General features: G+C 42.2%; 9 protein-coding genes, 1 tRNA gene and 1 pseudogene. 8 read left to right on the top strand and 3 right to left on the bottom strand.

The window, feature by feature from the left end; all coding sequences use genetic code 11:
• Nucleotides 1–6: 6 nt before the first annotated feature.
• The 8 genes from T411_RS0106205 to T411_RS0106240 are packed head-to-tail and all read left to right on the top strand — an operon-like array spanning nt 7 to nt 15,608.
• Nucleotides 7–1,335 carry a restriction endonuclease subunit S gene (locus tag T411_RS0106205; RefSeq protein WP_000592367.1) on the top strand — a complete coding sequence of 443 codons (1,329 nt, stop codon included), beginning with the start codon at nt 7–9 and terminating at the stop codon, nt 1,333–1,335.
• Nucleotides 1,336–2,748 carry a DUF262 domain-containing protein gene (locus T411_RS0106210; protein WP_000301909.1) on the top strand — a complete coding sequence of 471 codons (1,413 nt, stop codon included), beginning with the start codon at nt 1,336–1,338 and terminating at the stop codon, nt 2,746–2,748. It abuts the gene before it with no gap.
• Complete coding sequence (locus tag T411_RS0106215) at nt 2,741–4,732, top strand: DUF262 domain-containing protein (protein WP_000502256.1); 1,992 nt, start codon at nt 2,741–2,743, stop codon at nt 4,730–4,732. Before T411_RS0106210 ends, T411_RS0106215 begins: the two co-directional genes overlap by 8 nt.
• Nucleotides 4,733–4,768: 36 nt before the next feature.
• Nucleotides 4,769–7,828 carry a type I restriction endonuclease subunit R gene (locus T411_RS0106220; RefSeq protein WP_000253901.1) on the top strand — a complete coding sequence of 1,020 codons (3,060 nt, stop codon included), beginning with the start codon at nt 4,769–4,771 and terminating at the stop codon, nt 7,826–7,828.
• A gap of 44 nt (nt 7,829–7,872) precedes the next feature.
• Nucleotides 7,873–9,993, top strand: coding sequence for an anti-phage ZorAB system protein ZorA (gene zorA, locus T411_RS0106225; protein WP_000132365.1), 2,121 nt, complete (start codon nt 7,873–7,875; stop codon nt 9,991–9,993).
• Nucleotides 9,986–10,720 (top strand): OmpA/MotB family protein, encoded by a 735-nt coding sequence (locus tag T411_RS0106230; protein WP_001252511.1) that lies wholly within the window; start codon nt 9,986–9,988, stop codon nt 10,718–10,720. Before zorA ends, T411_RS0106230 begins: the two co-directional genes overlap by 8 nt.
• On the top strand, nt 10,717–12,168 hold the full coding sequence (locus T411_RS0106235; RefSeq protein ID WP_000055824.1) for an EH signature domain-containing protein: 1,452 nt from the start codon (nt 10,717–10,719) through the stop codon (nt 12,166–12,168). Before T411_RS0106230 ends, T411_RS0106235 begins: the two co-directional genes overlap by 4 nt.
• A complete protein-coding gene (locus tag T411_RS0106240) occupies nt 12,159–15,608 on the top strand; it encodes an SNF2-related protein (protein WP_000424158.1) in 3,450 nt (1,149 codons plus the stop codon). Before T411_RS0106235 ends, T411_RS0106240 begins: the two co-directional genes overlap by 10 nt.
• Before the next feature lie 130 nt (nt 15,609–15,738).
• Here the strand turns inward: T411_RS0106240 and T411_RS01000000119110 are convergent.
• The 3 genes and pseudogenes from T411_RS01000000119110 to T411_RS0106255 form a co-directional block, all read right to left on the bottom strand.
• Nucleotides 15,739–16,271: pseudogene (locus T411_RS01000000119110) on the bottom strand (tyrosine-type recombinase/integrase); the annotation flags it as partial.
• 18 nt (nt 16,272–16,289) lie between these two features.
• Complete coding sequence (locus T411_RS0106250; RefSeq protein WP_000002768.1) at nt 16,290–17,525, bottom strand: tyrosine-type recombinase/integrase; 1,236 nt, start codon at nt 17,523–17,525, stop codon at nt 16,290–16,292.
• Between the two features lie 312 nt (nt 17,526–17,837).
• Nucleotides 17,838–17,925, bottom strand: a tRNA-Ser gene (locus tag T411_RS0106255).
• Nucleotides 17,926–18,133 lie beyond the last annotated feature (208 nt).

Raw genomic sequence — 18,133 nt, forward strand, 5'->3', positions numbered from 1 at the left:
AATACTATGATTAAGAAGATGCCCAAATACGAGTCTTACAAAGACTCTTGTGAGCAATGGATTGGTGACATCCCCGCTCATTGGGAAGTTTATAGGTTAAAAAGCGCTGTATATGAGTGCTCAAATGGTATTTGGGGAAGTGATCCTAACGGTAGGGACGAAATAGTCGTGCTGAGGGTTGCTGACTTTGATGATCACAAACTCAAAATATCAGATGAAAAACTTACTTATCGCTCAATTCCAGCAAAAGAGCGCCAGGGGCGTCTGTTAAAAAATGGAGATTTGCTGATCGAAAAATCTGGTGGGGGAGATAAAACTCTAGTCGGAAGAGTAGTATTGTTTGATAAACAATACCCAGCAGTAACATCTAATTTTGTCGCAAAAATGACACCTAAAGAGTGGGTTATATCTGGATTCTTGAAGTACGTATTTTCTGCTTTATACAATAATGGAGTTAACTATCTTTCTATAAAGCAAACTACTGGCATACAGAATCTCGATGCTAGCTCATATCTAAATGAAAAATTTTGTATCCCTCAAAAAGAGGAGCAATATGAAATAGCTAAGTTTCTCGACAACAAAACGACACAGATAAATGAAGCAATCGCAATCAAACAAAAGCAAATCGAGCTGCTAAAAGAACGCAAACAAATCATCATTCAGCAAGCAGTGACACAAGGTTTGAATCCCGATGCAACGATGAAATATTCAGGTGTGGATTGGATAGGAGCTATTCCAGGGCATTGGATCGTCAAAAGAGCTAAATACCTTTTAGATGAAATCAATGAGCGTTCAGAGACAGGGCTTGAAGAGCTACTTTCAGTTTCCCACATGACTGGCGTAACTCCACGATCCGAGAAAAACGTCACCATGTTCATGGCGGAAGACTACACAGGTTCAAAGCTCTGCCACTCTGGTGATCTAGTGATCAACATAATGTGGGCATGGATGGGAGCGTTAGGTGTATCTGACAGAACTGGTATTGTGAGCCCATCATATGGCGTATTCCGTGAACAGCGCGAGGGCACTTTTGTACCTAAATATCTGGAGATGTTGCTGAAATCAACTAAGTATGTTGAATACTACAACAAGGTCTCTACAGGACTTCATTCTTCTCGATTACGTTTTTATGGGCACATGTTGTTTGATATGGCTTTGGGCTTTCCTCCTTATGAAGAACAAACACAAATTGTTGAATACATAAGCAGAGAATGTTCGAAAGTTGATGAAGCAATAACTGTTCAGGCTGAGCAAGTAAGTAAGCTCAAAGAATACAAAACCACTCTCATCAACAGCGCTGTAACCGGCAAAATCAAAGTAACGGAGCTGGCGTAAATGGCGGTTGTTGTTGCCAGTTGCACACTGGATAAGCTGTTTTCTAATGAGTCGATTTTAGCTTCTGACGGTAAAGTTCAAAAAAACGTTCACGGGATGCTTGCCATCCCTGAATATCAGCGTCCCTATCGCTGGAATGAAGAGCAAATCACCCGTCTATTGAAAGATTTCAAGCTTCATCAGCAAGAGTTAAATGACAAGCTTGAAACAGAGCATTGCCCATTCTATTTAGGTAGTGTGATTCTGCATCAGCAGGGTGACAAGCTGAATATCATCGATGGTCAGCAACGTTTGACCACAATGGCGTTGATGTCTTATCTAGCAAATAAACATGTCGATCTTAAACTAGTTTACGAATCGCCTGAGAGTCAGCAGCAAATCAAACACAATCTTGGTTGGTTGTATAGAAATGAAGCCTCTTTGGCTGATATCGATTTTGCTCAAATCAATATTACCTTGGTGGTGACAGACAGTGAAGATGAAGCCTACCGCTTTTTTGAAACCCAAAACACGGGCGGCGTGCGATTAGCCGGGCCAGATATTATTAAAGCGCACCATCTTAGAGCGGTTGATGAGAAAGATAAGTCTGCGGTAAACACCTTTGCCACACGTTGGGAAGCGCTGGGGGATTTAAACCCCGTGGTCGATATTTTGCTACGTGGTCGCTATTGGCAATATCTGAACTTCCGAGACTACCCGCTGCACAACCAAACTCAGCAAGTGCGAAATAGTATTGTCACCGAACTGGCAGAGCACACAGGCAAAGGCGACGATATTGCCTTTGGTAGAATTGCTCGTACTTATATGCCCAACGGTGGAGAGAGCTTGGCACAGCCTCAAGTTGGCTATGAATTGCGCCAGCCGCTAAACAGTGGCGCTAATACCATTCACTATTTGCAATATTTTGAGCAACTGCGCCAAACCTATTTGCTGAAAAACTCAACGCAAGGTGAGCTTGCAGGCTTTTACGAGTTCTATCAAAAGCTGGTGTGTAAACTTGATGGCTGCGGCTATCTCAAACAGCTTTATGACGCTTGCCTGCTGCTCTACATCAGTCAGCATGGGCAGCAAAGCCTAGAGGTAGCAGCGAAAAAACTTTTCCGCGTGGTTTACTCTCGACGTGTAGAGAACCAAAAAGCAGTAAAAGAGAAATCGGTTCCTGCTTTTGTCAAAGAAACCCCAGTGCTGGATTGGATTGCGATGAGCTATACCCCAGAGCAGTGTTTCGCACAGCTTGATGGTTTTAAGCTGTCGGTAGACAAGAGTGGCTTTGATAAAAACAGCGTTAAAAAACGTTTCGTCGAAAAAGTGTCTCAATACTTTGGCCTTGATATAGACAAGCAAGATTATGCCAATCAATTTGGCCCTGCATTTAGCCAACACATCTCTGCGTTAGGAGCAAAACATGGGTGATCATTTATCGGTGCAAACTGAGCTTCTGACGCTTGAGAAAATCTACACCGACAACTACCAGTTCTCTATTCCCAGCTATCAACGTCCTTATGTCTGGTCAGATGATGATGTCTTGCTGCTGTTCAGAGATATTAAAGAAGCGTGTCGATTAAAAGAGCCAAACTACTTTATCGGCACCATCCTGTCGTCTCGCATTGAACAAGATGGAGAGCGGATCTATGAGTTGATCGATGGTCAGCAACGCACGACAACGCTAATGCTCATGACCATTGCTTTCAAGTACGCAGGCATTAAATCCGATCTTGCAGGGCTTGCTGTTTATACATCGAGTGATGGTGAAGATAAGCCACGTCTCCAATTTTCAATTCGTGAGCAAGTTCAGCAGCTTTTAGGTGGTCTAGCGGGGCTTAAGAACTATCAAGTGCCGTCTAAGGAAACGATCGCTGACAATGCTTATTTGAAACAGATGGGCGTGGCGTTAGACGTATTGACCAAAGAAGTAGAGAAGCTCAAATCAGACGATGGGGTGAGCGCCGAAGCTATGGGGGATTACCTCTACCGCCAAGTTCAATGGGTAAATAACATTGTGCCAACACAAATGGACTTAAACCGATTGTTTGCCACCATGAATACCGCTGGCATTCAATTAGAACAAGCGGACATTCTAAAGGCGAAGCTGTTCAAGCATATCCATACTGACAAAGCACAGTATGATGCAATGTGGGTGGCGTGTGAGCATCTGGAAAACTATTTTGAACGCAATGTACGCAAAGTATTTCCTAATGCGGATTGGTACCATATTGAACCCGAACATTTGGCGTCTTTTGATGCTGAACGTTTCGCTGCAAAAGATGAAACGTCAGAGGCGTTGTCTGGCTTGTCGATTGCTGAGCTAGCGTCACAAGTTAAAGCAAGTTCAATTCCTGATAACACCGAGCAAGAGAAGTTTGAAACTTACGACTTGGACGTTGAAACAGTTTATTGTCGCCCGATCATCAAGTTCCCGCTGTTATTGATTCACGCTTATCGAGTCTACTTAGCGCTTAATGATCATAATGATATTGAACCACGTCTGCATAGCGATCGCTTGTTGGAGATATTCGACCCACTTATCAACGGTGATGAGCAATCGGTAAAGCTGTTTATTGAAACGCTATGGCAGGTTCGCTACCAGTTTGACCGTTGGGTTGTAAAATGGGTTGAATGTGATGATGCGACAGATGCGCAGCTCGGCTTAACGTATCAATCTCGCAGCAAGTCGAATGACACTTACTACATCAACCGAACGCAGAAAGAGCTGACGGATATTGTGCTTTTGCAAAGTGTTCGCAACTTTACCGGTGAGCGCAGCGCCCAGTATTGGTTAACACCATTTCTTTCAGGCTTGATCCGTTCGAGTATCAAGCAAGACTCTGTCGCGTTAGAGCTACTAGAAAACATTGACAACAAAATGTCATTGTCTGTTGATACTCAAAAAGAGGCCAGCTTTGCACTCGCTGAAGGCATAGAGCCAAACTGCCAGAGTTGGCAATCTCAATCGACATATTTTGCAAAGTCGTTAGGTACGAGCTTTGAGCATTACTGGTTTCAAAAACTTGAATATTTGATTTGGAAGAAAATGAAGGCGTCAGAATCTTCATTGCCTTCTGAAGAATTGAATAAGTTTAAAAAGTACCGGATTACATCCAAAAACTCAGTAGAACATGTTCATCCTCAAAATGATGAGTATAACAGTAGGTTAGACTGTGAAACGTTAAACTCATTTGGAAATCTAGTGCTACTGAGTCCAGGTGAAAACTCGTCTTATAGCAATCAAGATGTTGACAAGAAACGCATCGACTTCGAGAGAAAATCCCACTTTGACGCACTGAAATTAAGAGAGATATTCGGTGTGAAAGGTCAGGGACTGTGGGGCAAACAGCAGATAGATAACCATCTAGAAGACATGATGGCAGTATTTGCTCAGCACTATAAACATCAATAAAAACTTCGAGTCATCAAACTAAACAACGTGGTATTTATGGTTAGTAAAACAAATGAACAGGCGCTAGAGGCCGCAATCGAAAAAGGTTTAGCAGGTATTTGTAAAGAAGAGTTAGCGCTGGGTGAAGCGCCTCTTAATTACAATAATGATCTTTATCTTATTGGCTCTCCAAGTGACTTTGACAAGCAGTACGCTTTAGATACCCGTTTGTTTTGGCAATTCCTCGAAGATACTCAAGCGAGTGAGTTAGAAAAACTTAAGCGCACCAGCCCTCACGATTGGCAGAGAAAAATCCTTGAGCGTTTCGATCGTATGATCAAGCGCCATGGTGTTTTGCGACTATTGAAAAAAGGGCTAGACGTTGACGATGCCTTTCTATCGTTGATGTACCCGGCACCACTCGCCAGTAGTTCTGAGAAGGTAAAAAAAGATTTTTCTGCCAACCTGTTTAGTGTGACTCGCCAGGTTTGTTATTCCAATGCAAATCCATTGGAAGAAATTGACATGGTGCTTTTTATCAATGGTATCCCTCTGATTACCCTTGAGCTTAAAAACCCATGGACGGGCCAGAACGCTGTTTATCATGGTCAAAAGCAGTACCGCGATGATAGAGATGCAAATCAGCCATTGTTGAACTTTGCTCGTTGCTTGGTTCACATGGCGGTCGATACCGATGAAGTCTATATGACGACTAAGCTGGCAGGCAAAAATACCTTCTTCCTGCCGTTCAACAAAGGCTTCAACTTTGGCAAAGGTAACCCGATTAATCCACATGGGCACAAGACGGCCTACTTGTGGCAAGAGGTATTCCGCAAAGAAAGCATCGCCAATATTATTCAGCACTTTATTCGTCTTGATGGCAGCAGTAAAAAGCAGTTGGACAAACGAACTTTGTTCTTCCCTCGATATCACCAAATGGATGTCGTACGTCGCTTGGTTGATCACTGCTCAGTTAATGGTGTTGGGCAAACGTATTTGATACAGCACTCAGCGGGGTCAGGTAAATCTAACTCAATTACATGGGCGGCGTATCAGCTCATCGAAACTTACCCTATTAGCGATGATCTACCAGGAAGTAGAGGAAAAGAAATGCCTCTATTCGATTCGGTCATCGTTGTTACTGACCGCCGATTGCTCGATAAGCAGTTACGCGACAATATAAAAGAGTTCTCTGAAGTGAAGAACATTGTTGCGCCTGCGTTTAAATCGTCAGAACTAAAGTCAGCATTAGAGAATGGTAAGAAAATCATCATTACCACCATTCAAAAGTTTCCCTATATTGTCGATGGTATTGCAGACTTAAGTGATAGGCGCTTTGCTGTCATCATTGATGAAGCACACAGTTCGCAGGATGGGCATAACCAAGATAAGTTAAATGAAGCAATGGGGTTTGTTTCGGAGGATGTTTTAGACAAAGCATTACAAAGTGCGAAAAATCGTAAGATGCGCTCAAATGCATCTTACTTTGCATTCACCGCAACGCCCAAAAACACCACTCTAGAAAAGTTTGGTCAGCGACAAGCAGACGGAACTTATGTTCCTTTTCATTTGTACTCGATGAAACAAGCCATCGAAGAAGGGTTTATCCTCGATGTTATTGCCAATTACACGACCTATAAGAGCTACTACGAGATTGAAAAATCAATCCAAGATAACCCTGAGTTTGACAGCAAAAAAGCACAGAAGCGCTTACGAGCGTATGTAGAGGCAAGCCAAGAGACGATAGACACTAAAGCCGAGATCATGCTTGAGCATTTCATCAAGCATGTCGTTAACGGCAAGAAGCTAAAAGGTAAAGGCAAAGGTATGGTGGTGACTCAAAACATTGAGTCAGCCATACGTTACTATCGGGCACTAACCAGACAGCTCAATAAAATGGGCAATCCGTTTAAAGTTGCCATTGCATTCTCTGGCTCAAAAGAAGTCGATGGGATTGAGTACACAGAAGCTGACATTAATGGTTTCCCAGAAGGTGATACCAAAGATTACTTTGATGTGAACTACAAGCGTAAGGAGCCGGACTCTCCAATCCCTAAGCACGTAGACCAAGATGCTTACCGGTTGCTGGTAGTGGCGAATAAGTATTTAACAGGCTTTGATCAGCCGAAACTTTGTGCCATGTACGTGGATAAAAAGTTGGCTAGCGTTTTGTGTGTCCAAGCTCTGTCACGCTTAAACCGTTCAGCGCCAAAGTACGGTAAGAAAACGGAAGATCTGTTTGTGTTGGATTTCTTCAACTCAGTGGATGATATCAAAACCGCATTCGACCCTTTCTATACATCCACAACGCTTTCTGAAGCGACAGATGTCAATGTTCTTCATGAGCTAAAAGATGATATGGACGACACAGATGTTTATGAGTGGTTTGAAGTTGAGGAGTTCAACAAGCGTTTCTTTGAAGGACGAGAGGCTCAGGACCTAAGCCCAATCATTGACATCGCAGCTGCGCGTTTTAACCACGAGTTAGAACTAGAGAACGAGTTTAAAGTCGATTTCAAAGTGAAAGCCAAGCAGTTTGTGAAAATCTACGGCCAGATTGCATCTATCATGCCTTATGAGGTCGTTCAGTGGGAAAAACTGTTCTGGTTCTTGAAATTTTTGATTCCGAAGCTTTCCGTCGAAGACCCAGATAAAGAAGCACTAGACTCATTACTAGATTCAGTTGATTTGAGCTCTTATGGATTACAAAGGGTTAAGCTTAACCATTCCATCGAGCTAGATGACTCTGAAACTGAGTTAGATCCTCAAAACCCGAACCCGCGCGGGGCTTATGGTCCTGAAGCTGAGAAAGATCCGTTAGATGAGATCATCAAAATCTTTAACGAACGCTGGTTCCAAGGCTGGAGCGCAACACCAGAAGAGCAGAGAGTTAAGTTTGTGAACATTGCTGAGAGCATCCGAAATCACCCAGATTTCGAAGCTAAATACCAAAACAACGCAGACCCTCATACGCGAGAGTTAGCGTTTGAAAAGATGTTGAAAGAAATCATGCTTCAACGTCGTAAAGACGAGTTAGAGCTCTACAAGCTGTTTGCCCAAGACCCAGCTTTTAAAGCGTCTTGGACGCAGAGCATGCAGCGTATGGTTGGGATGTAAAGTCCCAATATTGAAGAACATATTTATTAAATAACTAAATTTGAATGACCGATAGCCTTAATCTTTCCAGCTTATGGCCAGACTTGAGCAGTCTAAATGTAATGCCACCTCAAACTCCTGAGCAATTGAGTGCTTTGTTTGTGGTTATTTTATGGGGTGTCGCTCTATTTTTCTTAATTTGGTCAGTTGCTGCATTTATTCGCGCAAGACAACGAGTAGTTTGGCTTAACAAATCTTTGGATGATGCGGAGAAATCGACTCTGTCAGGTGTTCGAAATGATTTAATTTCTAGAGCTGAACAAAAAAAAGATTCAGTAGGGCATTTATGGCTCGAGTTTGATGAAACATTGCTTGAAGTAAAAGGTGCTGATGACGTTGTTCGATTGCATAACACATTTGATGCTGACTATTTTTTTAATAGTTCTAGTTTAGCTGGTGGTAGTACTGAAAACAGAATGATTGCGGTGGTTCCAGGCTTTTTAACGGCTCTGGGTGTTATTGGTACTTTTGTCGGTTTACAGCTAGGACTTTCAGATCTCAATATCGCGGGCAACGTTGATGTCAATGAAATGAAAAATGGCGTTGCTGGAGTTATAAATGGTGCAAAAATCGCATTTATGACATCGGTTTGGGGCGTGCTACTCAGTGTTGCATTTAATTTCATTGAGAAGATACTTGAGCAAATTATTAGAAAGAAAATTAAGTCTTTGCAAAACCGTATTGACAGGATGTTCCCTCGATTAAGTGCGGAATATCAACTGCAATCTATTGCAAATAACAGCCAGCAATCTCGAGAAAGCCTACAAGGACTTGCTGAGAAAATAGGCGAGAAAATGCAGGAGTCACTCATTCAGGCAACTCAGGGTATTCAACAAGGTCTCGAGAGTAGTCTGGAAAAAATCATGGCTCCGGCTATCAATAAGCTCGTTGACGAAACATCTGACGGGAATCAAAAAGCACTGGAAAGCGTTCTTCAATCTTTCATGGAGGGTTTTGGTCAACAAGGCGAACAACAACGTGTCGCGATGGACTCTGCGTCTCAAAACGTAAATAAGACGCTAGAATCAATGAGCGTTTCGATGGCTGCTTTCGTCAATAAGTTGGAAGTTCAGCAAAACGCATCTTCAGAAAGAGAGAAAGAACTGATCTCAACTATTTCAGTTCAAGTTTCTGAGCTAGTTACTCAGGGTAATGAGCAGAAGCGTGTTCTAACAGAGTTTGTAGAAAAACAAGTCTCAGAGTTAGGTGAGCAGCTTACTAAAAGAGAATTAGCTGCTTCTGAACGTGAACAGAAATTGGCTTCCTCAATGGAAAGTACGATTAAAGATTTAGTAGAAAATGTTTCAGCACAAAGCCAAGTCTTGACCGATTTTGTTCAGAATCAAGTTGTCCAACTTACCCAAACGTTCTCCGAACGAGATGGAATGGCAAGTCAGATGGAAAAAGAGCGTAATGATATATTTGTGAATCAAACGCAGGCGATGAAAGCTGGAACGGATGAGCTTCTTGCTCAAGTGAAAGCGGCGACTGAATCACAACAAATCACAACTAATAGTATTATTGAGCAAGGTAAACAATTACAAAATAGTATCGATTCCTCTGTTTCGGCATCTGCTCGAGCTACGGAGAGTATGCAGCAGTCGGCGAATGAGTTACGAGTTGCCGCTGATAGTATGAATGTGTTTGGTTCCAACATCAAAGATGCGGGCAACAAACTATCTGGTGCTGTTACTGAAGCGGTTAACAGCACGAAGGATTTAGCGGAACAAAACCATCTAGGCGCAGTGAAAGTTCAAGCGTTGAGGGAGCAGTTGCTGGAAGATACAAGTAAGTTTAGCGCGATTGCAGATCAGATAAACAATATGCTGATTAGTGCAGAACAGTCGTTTAGCACGCTTCGTACTACCCAAAATGAGTTCCTTGCAGAACAAAAAGGTAATCTAAACGAACTCACTTCAGAAATGAAACGTAATGTGAAAGAGTTGACGGAGCAAATGGCTCAACTGCTTGAAGATTACGCAGAGCAAGCCAATGGACAAACCGCCGAGCACCTCAAAGTTTGGGCCAATAGTAGCACACAATATGCAGAGAGCATGAATACAGCAGTTAGAGCTATTTCTAGTGTTGTCGATGAAATTCAAGATAAAGTGAGCCAACATGCGTAGAGGTGTTCGTTCGCATACACAAAACTCAGTAGATGAAGAAAATCCCTACTGGGTTTCATTTTCCGATCTAATGTCTGCTTTGCTTGTTATATTTATACTTGCAGCTGTTGCTCTGATTATTGAATTAACTCAAAAGACCAATGATGTCGAAGCTGGTATTGAAGAGCTTAAGCAAGCTGAGTTAGCAAGAAAGAATATAATTTATGATGTTCGAGACGAACTGGCTAAAAGAAACGTAATTGTTGAAATTGCTGATAACGATACGGTAATTCGGATTCCAGAAAGCACACTGACGTTTGCATCAGGTAAATCATCAATTCCGAACGATGCAACAATACAGCAAGCAGTTAAGGACATAGGTGTTGTTCTTCATTCTGCAATTCAGAAGAAAGACCGATTTCAATATCTCGATACCATTTTTATTGAGGGGCATACCGATAGCGATAGTATCCATTACAGAGGAAAAGGGAATTGGGGGTTATCTACTGATCGAGCAATATCTGTCTGGAATGTCTGGCAAAATGAACTGAGCTTAACGCCTAAACTCGGTGACTTAGAAAACGCTTATCATGCAAAGCTGTTCTCTGTTAGTGGTTATGCGGCGACAAGACGTGCCAATCTACATGAGGCGAATCAGCAAGAAAAGAGCCAGAATAGGCGCATTGATATTCGATTTACAGTTAAGAAACCATCTATTGCTGAGCTCGAGAGGATTGTTGGACCGTGAGTCTAAATATAAAAAAGCTCAAAGTTAGTTTGCCTGCTAATCCTTTTGGTCAAGCCATCAAGGACTTTGCACATCTATCGAGTCAGCTAGAAGTGCTTTCTAAGAGTGCCGGTATTGAAAACAATAAGTTCCGAACTGCATATGGAGAAGTATGTAATGCGCTTGCCTCTAAGAAAAGAGTTGAGGACGTTATAGATAGCTCTGTACACGTTCGCGCCTTAGCTCTTTCGCTACATACGGATGCGAAGAAAAATGTCAGCTTTACGCGCAGATTGCTTAATAAAATTACAGAAATTGTAAAAAAACCAAGCTCTTTAGTCATAGAGTCGTTTTATCAGCATTTCTTATCAGAGTATGACCGACTGGCAGACTTGGAAGCTACAGCAGACTGGTTGTTGGAGGCTAAAAGGCTGCGAGGCAATGATGAGCAGTTTGATGAAAATATATTGTCAACCAATGGCCTCAAGTGGCTTGCGGAAAGGGCTATTCAAAATAATGTCGATTTTGATCATTTAATTGCGGAGATGAAGCTGGAACGTTATGCAAATGGCAGATATTTAACGGCGGCTAAAGGCATCTACTATATTGAGCAGTTAAACACTATACCATTAGGCCAAGATCATCCTCTCCTAGAGGAGGTTCAAAAAACGGTGGTTTTTGATTCTCGATATGACTCTGAAAGTTTGTTAGGGCATCAAATTCTTAGAATTTTGATTGGCCGATCGATAGGTTCTCACATCAGTGAGCCTTGGATGAATGTGATCTTAGCAATTGGCGGTGACCCACGAGTACCAAGTTCAAATCCAAGATATATTAAGTGGTGGAAGAGTTTAGAACCAAATCTGGTTCAAGCTGTTCTCGGATGGTTATCAAAACTAGACTTGAAGTTGTTTCTGGAAGCGTTGGAGGATTATTCTTACTCTTCAGCTAATTACGAGCTACAGAGAATGTACCCATCTCGGAAAAGTTTCTTAGAGGGGATGTTCGATGCGGGGGTTATTTCAAATACCCGGCTTTATTTGAGTCTGGATGCTGCAAGGTATTTGAAGAGAAATTATGACCCTAAGCACTTGCCAAATTTCTCTACTGTTAAAGATGGTGACAAATCGATAATTTATGTGCAAATGAACGGCGCTCACATGGTTGAGGGGAGCCATAGTTGTTATTTGTGGTTGTACCGGTATCTTGACCCTTCCGTTTGTGTGTTTAACTATAACATTGATAGTCCTACGTACTCACAACTCACAATCGGTATAAACAATCAAATGTCCAGATTGTCATCTGGTGCAGTTGCTAAAATAACGCACTCTCCGAGTGGTTACGCATGGCAACGAAAAGCACTTATAGCACTAAGAGAGTTAGGTGTTAAATTGACGCCGAAAGATGTGCTTTCGAATGAAGATTATATTGATTTTAAACAACGTTATGGGGTGCGAGAGTGGAGTTAACCTCTTTAATCAGCAAGTTCTTCTCTAGCTCAGATAAAACGTCTCAGTTTGAACTCATTTGTGATGATAGTCTTGATTTTGCAACTTCCAGAAAAACTCTAGAGAAAATTAAAGCTGGTAAAGCTGATGAGTGGATAACAGCGCAGTATGTTGCACTTAAAATGCTTGAAGAGCAGGGGGATGTAAGCTCATTTCCAGATGGCTTCATTATGCCTGCCGATACAGCTGTCAGACTCGATTCTGAGTTGAGGGATTTGTTTAGTTTGCCCCCGGTTTGGAAAGGAGTCATTGACGCTGATATTCAAGGAAAAGCTAGTACACCCACCTTTAAAATTGATCTTTCGGTCACAACCAAACAAGGTCGAACAACACTAAATTACACTGTGGATGGGCCTTTCATTCGGTTTAGTCAAAATGAGCAGTACCTGCTAACACCCGAGCAGCTTATGGTATTTATTGCGCATAAAACCCATGTAAGGTCTGATAGGTCTGAATATGATAACTTACTGTACTTACACTCTTTGCAAGAGGCCCAAAAGAATGGTTGTAAGCTGAATCTAAAGCACTTTGAAAGGCTAAGAATATTGACACCAAATAAAATCACAGTAGAAGCAGAATTGAATTCTCAAGGCGAGCTAATATTGACGCCAAACATGGGGCAAAGTGCGAGTCATGAGTCGATTCAAAAGGTTTTGGGGCAGTTGCAAAGCGACAACGCAGTTACTCTGAAAGTGGGTGATGAAATAGTCTTATTTTCTGAAGAAAAGCTAATGGCTGTAAAAGAAGTTATTAGCAACAGGGTAATTCCCCAACAGCAAGTTAAAGCGTTCCTGGAAAACCCTACAGCATATATTGATGCGAGTTTAGTCGATCTTGATTTAGGTTTTTCTATCAGAGTTCATGGTGCGACAGTTTTTAAACATGCTTATTTTGGAGAAACGGACGAGTCAGGTATAGATTGGTTCGGAGCCTCCCCCACATCTGATTTGATTAATCCAATATCCAAGCTGACTGATAGAGTTCGCGATAAAACAACTCTTGAGGACGTAGCTAAGAAGATTGAAGATGCACGACAAACCGGAGCAACCGTTTTTGATTATGAAGGACAATCATACGATATCAGCGATCCTGCAGCTGTTGAAAAAGTTCTAAACGAAATAGGTCACAAGATATCTAGCCCTAATACAGATCTTTCTAGCTACGGAGAGGCAGAAGACGCCGAGACTGAATCAGAAGGCTCAGAAATACATGTTGTTGATATTGATCTAAATGACGAAGAGCTGTCTGAAAATTCTCCTAAAGTTGAACAACTGATTTCTGATATTTCATGGGATGGTGAGTTAAATTGGGAAAACCACAAGCGGACACCATTCCCACACCAGGATATTGGTGTTCGTTGGATTTTAGGCGTTGAACAAAAAAGCTTATCAGACTCGAAAGTTAGTGGAGCCTTGCTAGCTGATGACATGGGGTTAGGTAAGACTTTTATGGCCCTCTCAGCAATAGAACATATTTATCAACGACAACAAATTAGTGGTGAAACGAAGAAACCTGCGTTGATAGTTGCTCCTTTGAGTTTATTGGAAAACTGGAAGGATGAGGTAGATAAAACCTTTAAACACTCACCATTCAAAGATGTAGTTATTTTGCAATCATCCGCTGAGTTAAATGAGTATCGCATGGGGGGCGTAGAGATTCGAGGCCAGAGCGCATCTGATGATTGTTTAGAACCCAAATATTCTTTGAAAGTTGGGAAATACTTTGGTCCTAGCCGTTTAGATCTACCAGAGCGATTGGTAATCACTACTTATCAAACTTTGCGCGATTACCAGTTCTCCATGTGTTTGATTGATTGGGGGATCGTGGTTTTCGATGAAGCCCAGAACATTAAAAATCCAAATGCACTTCAAACTCGTGCTGCGAAAGGCCTAAAAGCGGATTTCAAACTAGTGGCTACGGGTACGCCTGTAGAAAACAGCTTAGCCGATTTTTGGTGTTTAATGGATACAGCTTGCCCAGGACATCTGGGTAGCTATCAAGAATTTCGTGCTCGTTATATCTCACCAATTCTTAAAGCTGCTGGTGATGAAGTTGAAGAAATAAGAGCTAGGCTTGGAAGAGAACTTCGTATAGCTGTCGGGGCATTGATGCTTAGGCGCATTAAAGAGGACAACCTTAAAGGGTTACCTCTAAAACATATGTATGCTGGTGGAGAATTTGAAAACTGGAAGTATTTAGAAGAACTTAAGTCGACAATGGTTGGCTACCAGAGAGATGTTTACGAAGGAGCGATTAGCCATCAACTCGAGAATGAAGAAAGTCACGCGCTTACCACTTTGATGCGGCTAAGAGATAGTTCGTTACATCCTCGGTTAAGTGATGGAGGTCGCCTTGATATTCCCAAAAATGCAAAATCAGCTAGAGCTCTATACGGAGAATCAGGAAAATTAGTTTCCTTGCTTGAGACTTTAGACAGAGTACGAAGCAAACAAGAAAAGTGCATTATTTTTGCGGTTAACAAACGACTGCAAAGTTTCTTAAGTGTGACTTTGGGGCAGATCTATAACCTAGGTCCGCTCTCAGTTATTAATGGTGATGCAAAAGCCGTAGCAAAGCGTAAATCTGTCCCAACTCGAAAATCAATGATTTCAGACTTCGAAGCAAAAGAAGGCTTTAATCTAATTGTAATGTCTCCAGTCGCGGCTGGTGTCGGTTTAACTGTGGTCGGTGCGAATCATGTGGTTCATTTAGAGCGGTACTGGAACCCAGCTAAAGAAGCTCAAGCTACGGATAGGGTTTATCGTATCGGACAGGAAAAAGAGGTTCATATCTACATCCCTCTGTTGCATCACCCTGAATTTGAATCATTTGATGTAAACCTACATAGGCTACTTACCCAAAAAACGTTGCTGAAGGATGCTGTTGTTACACCAGAAGATGTTATTCCACAGCCAGCAGGTGTCGGGGGAGTAGTTTCTGGTGATTTGATTGATAAACGTATTACAGCGGCTGAACTTGATAAGTTAAGTTGGCAGCAATTTGAAGCGTTATGTGTAGAATTGCTTGCAAAGATTACGGATAGTGAAAGCGCTTGGTTGACGAACAATGGTGCTGATCATGGTGCTGATGGTGTACTACTTAATAACAGTGGTAATATTTTGCTTCAGGCTAAGTTTACGCAACGACAATATGATGGTTATAAAGGGATACAGGAGATTCATTCTGCTAAACCTATTTATGAATCAGCAATGAGAAGTTCTTTTGGGCGTTTGATTTTTGTTACTAATTCACCTTTGTTAGCTAAGCGAACTCATGAAATTGCTGCCACATGTGGTATTGAAGTTTTGGGCAGAACACAGCTGTTAACTTACCTTGAAGAATATGACATTACACTGAAAGACATTCTGTCAAGGTTGGGGAAAGATCGATTAAGAGTTTAATTTCGTTGATTAGTTTTGGATGTAATTTAAAATGTATTGTCATATCTAGTCTGAACTAATACAAAAGAATCTAGCCCAGAGCAAACCACTTTCGCTGAGGGTACTTTCTGAGAGCTGGAGCAGCTCTCGATCAACTGGTCGACAAGATTGTCTGATATGGGCATTCTGTTATCCCTTTCAATTGCCTAGTTTCAGTAACAGAAAGGCTGCCTTTGGCGGCCTCTTCTATATGTCCGCTCCACCAGCTCATCATTGGCTTTCTGCGTTCTAAGTAGTCAGTACGGTTATAGGCGCTACGCACTTGGTTATCATCAACGTGGGCTAGGGCGGCTTCTACTAAATCAGGATTAAAGCCTTGTTCATTGAGTGTGGTACTCGCTAGCGAGCGTAAACCGTGACTAACTAGCCTTCCAGCAAACCCCATACGTTTCAATGCCATGTTAGCCGTTTGGCTGTTACAGGGCTTTTTCGGGTCTCTATCCGACGGAAAAATAAAATCTCGATGGCCGCTTATCGGTTTCATTACTTCCAATAGCGCCAGCATCTGCTCTTTGAGCGGAATGCGGTGCTCTCTTCTTTTTTTCATTCTCTCGCAGGAATGGTTCAAACTTTCTCATCCCAATCAATGTGGTCCCATCGCGCACTAGATGGCCTAGGCATGCTGGTGTGTTACTACTTATTTTAGGCTTTCAGTAAGTGCAAATATCCAGTACCAGCCACACTGTAACTTCCATAGCTAGATTTTTCGATATGCTCACTCCACCAGCTCATAAGCTTTCGACGAGAGTCTAAATAGTCGGTACGGTTGTATGCTTTGCGTATTTGGTTTTTGTCAGTATGAGCCAATGCGGCTTCAATGACATCAGGTTCAAAGCCCTGTTCATTAAGAGTGGTACTTGCCAAAGCACGAAGACCGTGCGCGGTCGTTCTATCCTTAAATCCCATTCTGCCAAGTGCTTTATTAGCGGTTTCAGAATCGGTGGGTACCTTTGGATTACGGCTAGATGGGAAAATGAATTCTCTATGACCACTGATGGGCTTAATCGCTTCAAGAATAGCCAATGTTTGTGCTGTCAGTGGGACTACGTGCTCGCGGTTCATCTTCATTCGCTCTTTAGGGATAATCCAAAGCTTATTAACCATGTCGATTTCTTCCCAACGAGCACCAGAGGCTTCGTTAGGCCGAACCATGGTGTGAAGTTGCCATTCAATTAAAAATCGTGTCACATGCTGGATATTTGCTGTAGCAACGGTGCGTATAAGATCATGCATTTCATGTGGTTGCAGGGCTTTCATGTGCACCACTTTGTGTTTTTTAAACACATCACGGATGCCAGCTAATGGGTTAGCATGAATGACACCGCTATTTACCGCATAGTTCATGATTTCATTCATAAGTTGGGCGGTGCGTTTTACAGTTTCTAGTAATCCTTGAGACTCTATTGGCCGTAATGCAGCGATGGCCATCGGCGCAGTAAGTTTACTAACGGGTATCGAGCCCAATTTGGGAAAGGCATAAAGTTCAAGTTTTCGCCAATTCCCTTCCAGTGTCTTCTCTTTTATTTGTCCTTCCTTCGTAGCCTTCCATTGCTCAGCGACAAACTTGAACGTCGCATTTTGTTCAGTAATGGTTTTTGCTTTTTGTTCTTCTTTAGCGAGTTGAGGGTCAATACCATCCGCTAACTGCTTGCGAGCCTCAAGGGCTTTCTCTCGAGCTTCCGCCAAAGACATATCGGGATAGGTTCCAAACGAAAGATAAGTGATCTTATCTTGTCCTGGTCGTTTATAACGGAATTGCCATGAGCGAGAATTGCTTGGACGTACGCAAAAGTAGAGATTGCCGCCATCAGATAAACGATAAAGCTTATCCTTAGGTTTTGCGGTTTGAATTTGCCTTGCGGTTAGATTATTTGCCATTTCAATCCCTCAAGTAATACCTGGCTAGAGCATGAGGACTCCAAAAAATAGGTATTACTTTTGGCTAATAACTACTTAATTTACATTAAGTTACAGCCTGCTTTGGTGGGCGGTTTGACCATAAAGTAATACCTGGACTGGTGCTCAAAAGTAATACTAGCACTAGAGTGGGTAGCTGGGTATTACTTTAGGTATTACGAAAAGCGAACGCTTTTATGATATCTTGTGGAATACTACTAAATAGTAACTATTTGATTTTCATGAATTTCAAATAAGAAAAAAGACGTCCTAGGACGTCTTTAAACTTGAATGTGGCGGTGAGTGAGAGATTCGAACTCTCGATACGTTGCCGTATACACACTTTCCAGGCGTGCTCCTTCAGCCACTCGGACAACTCACCGAATCGTTAACCGCTTGGCTAACGAGGCGCTAATTTAATGATTCTACTGTGGATGGTCAAGCAGAAATCCGAAAAAAACTCGCGCATTGAGTGCGTTTGCTTACAAAGTAGCTGGAGTGGGCAAAATCACGACAATTGTGCTGGGTTTTCTAGAATAATAAGGCTCCTTGCGGAGCCTTATTGGTTGGGAAGGGTGAAATTAACCGCC

This window comes from Vibrio cholerae ATCC 14035 (assembly GCF_000621645.1).
Lineage (GTDB): Bacteria > Pseudomonadota > Gammaproteobacteria > Enterobacterales > Vibrionaceae > Vibrio > Vibrio cholerae.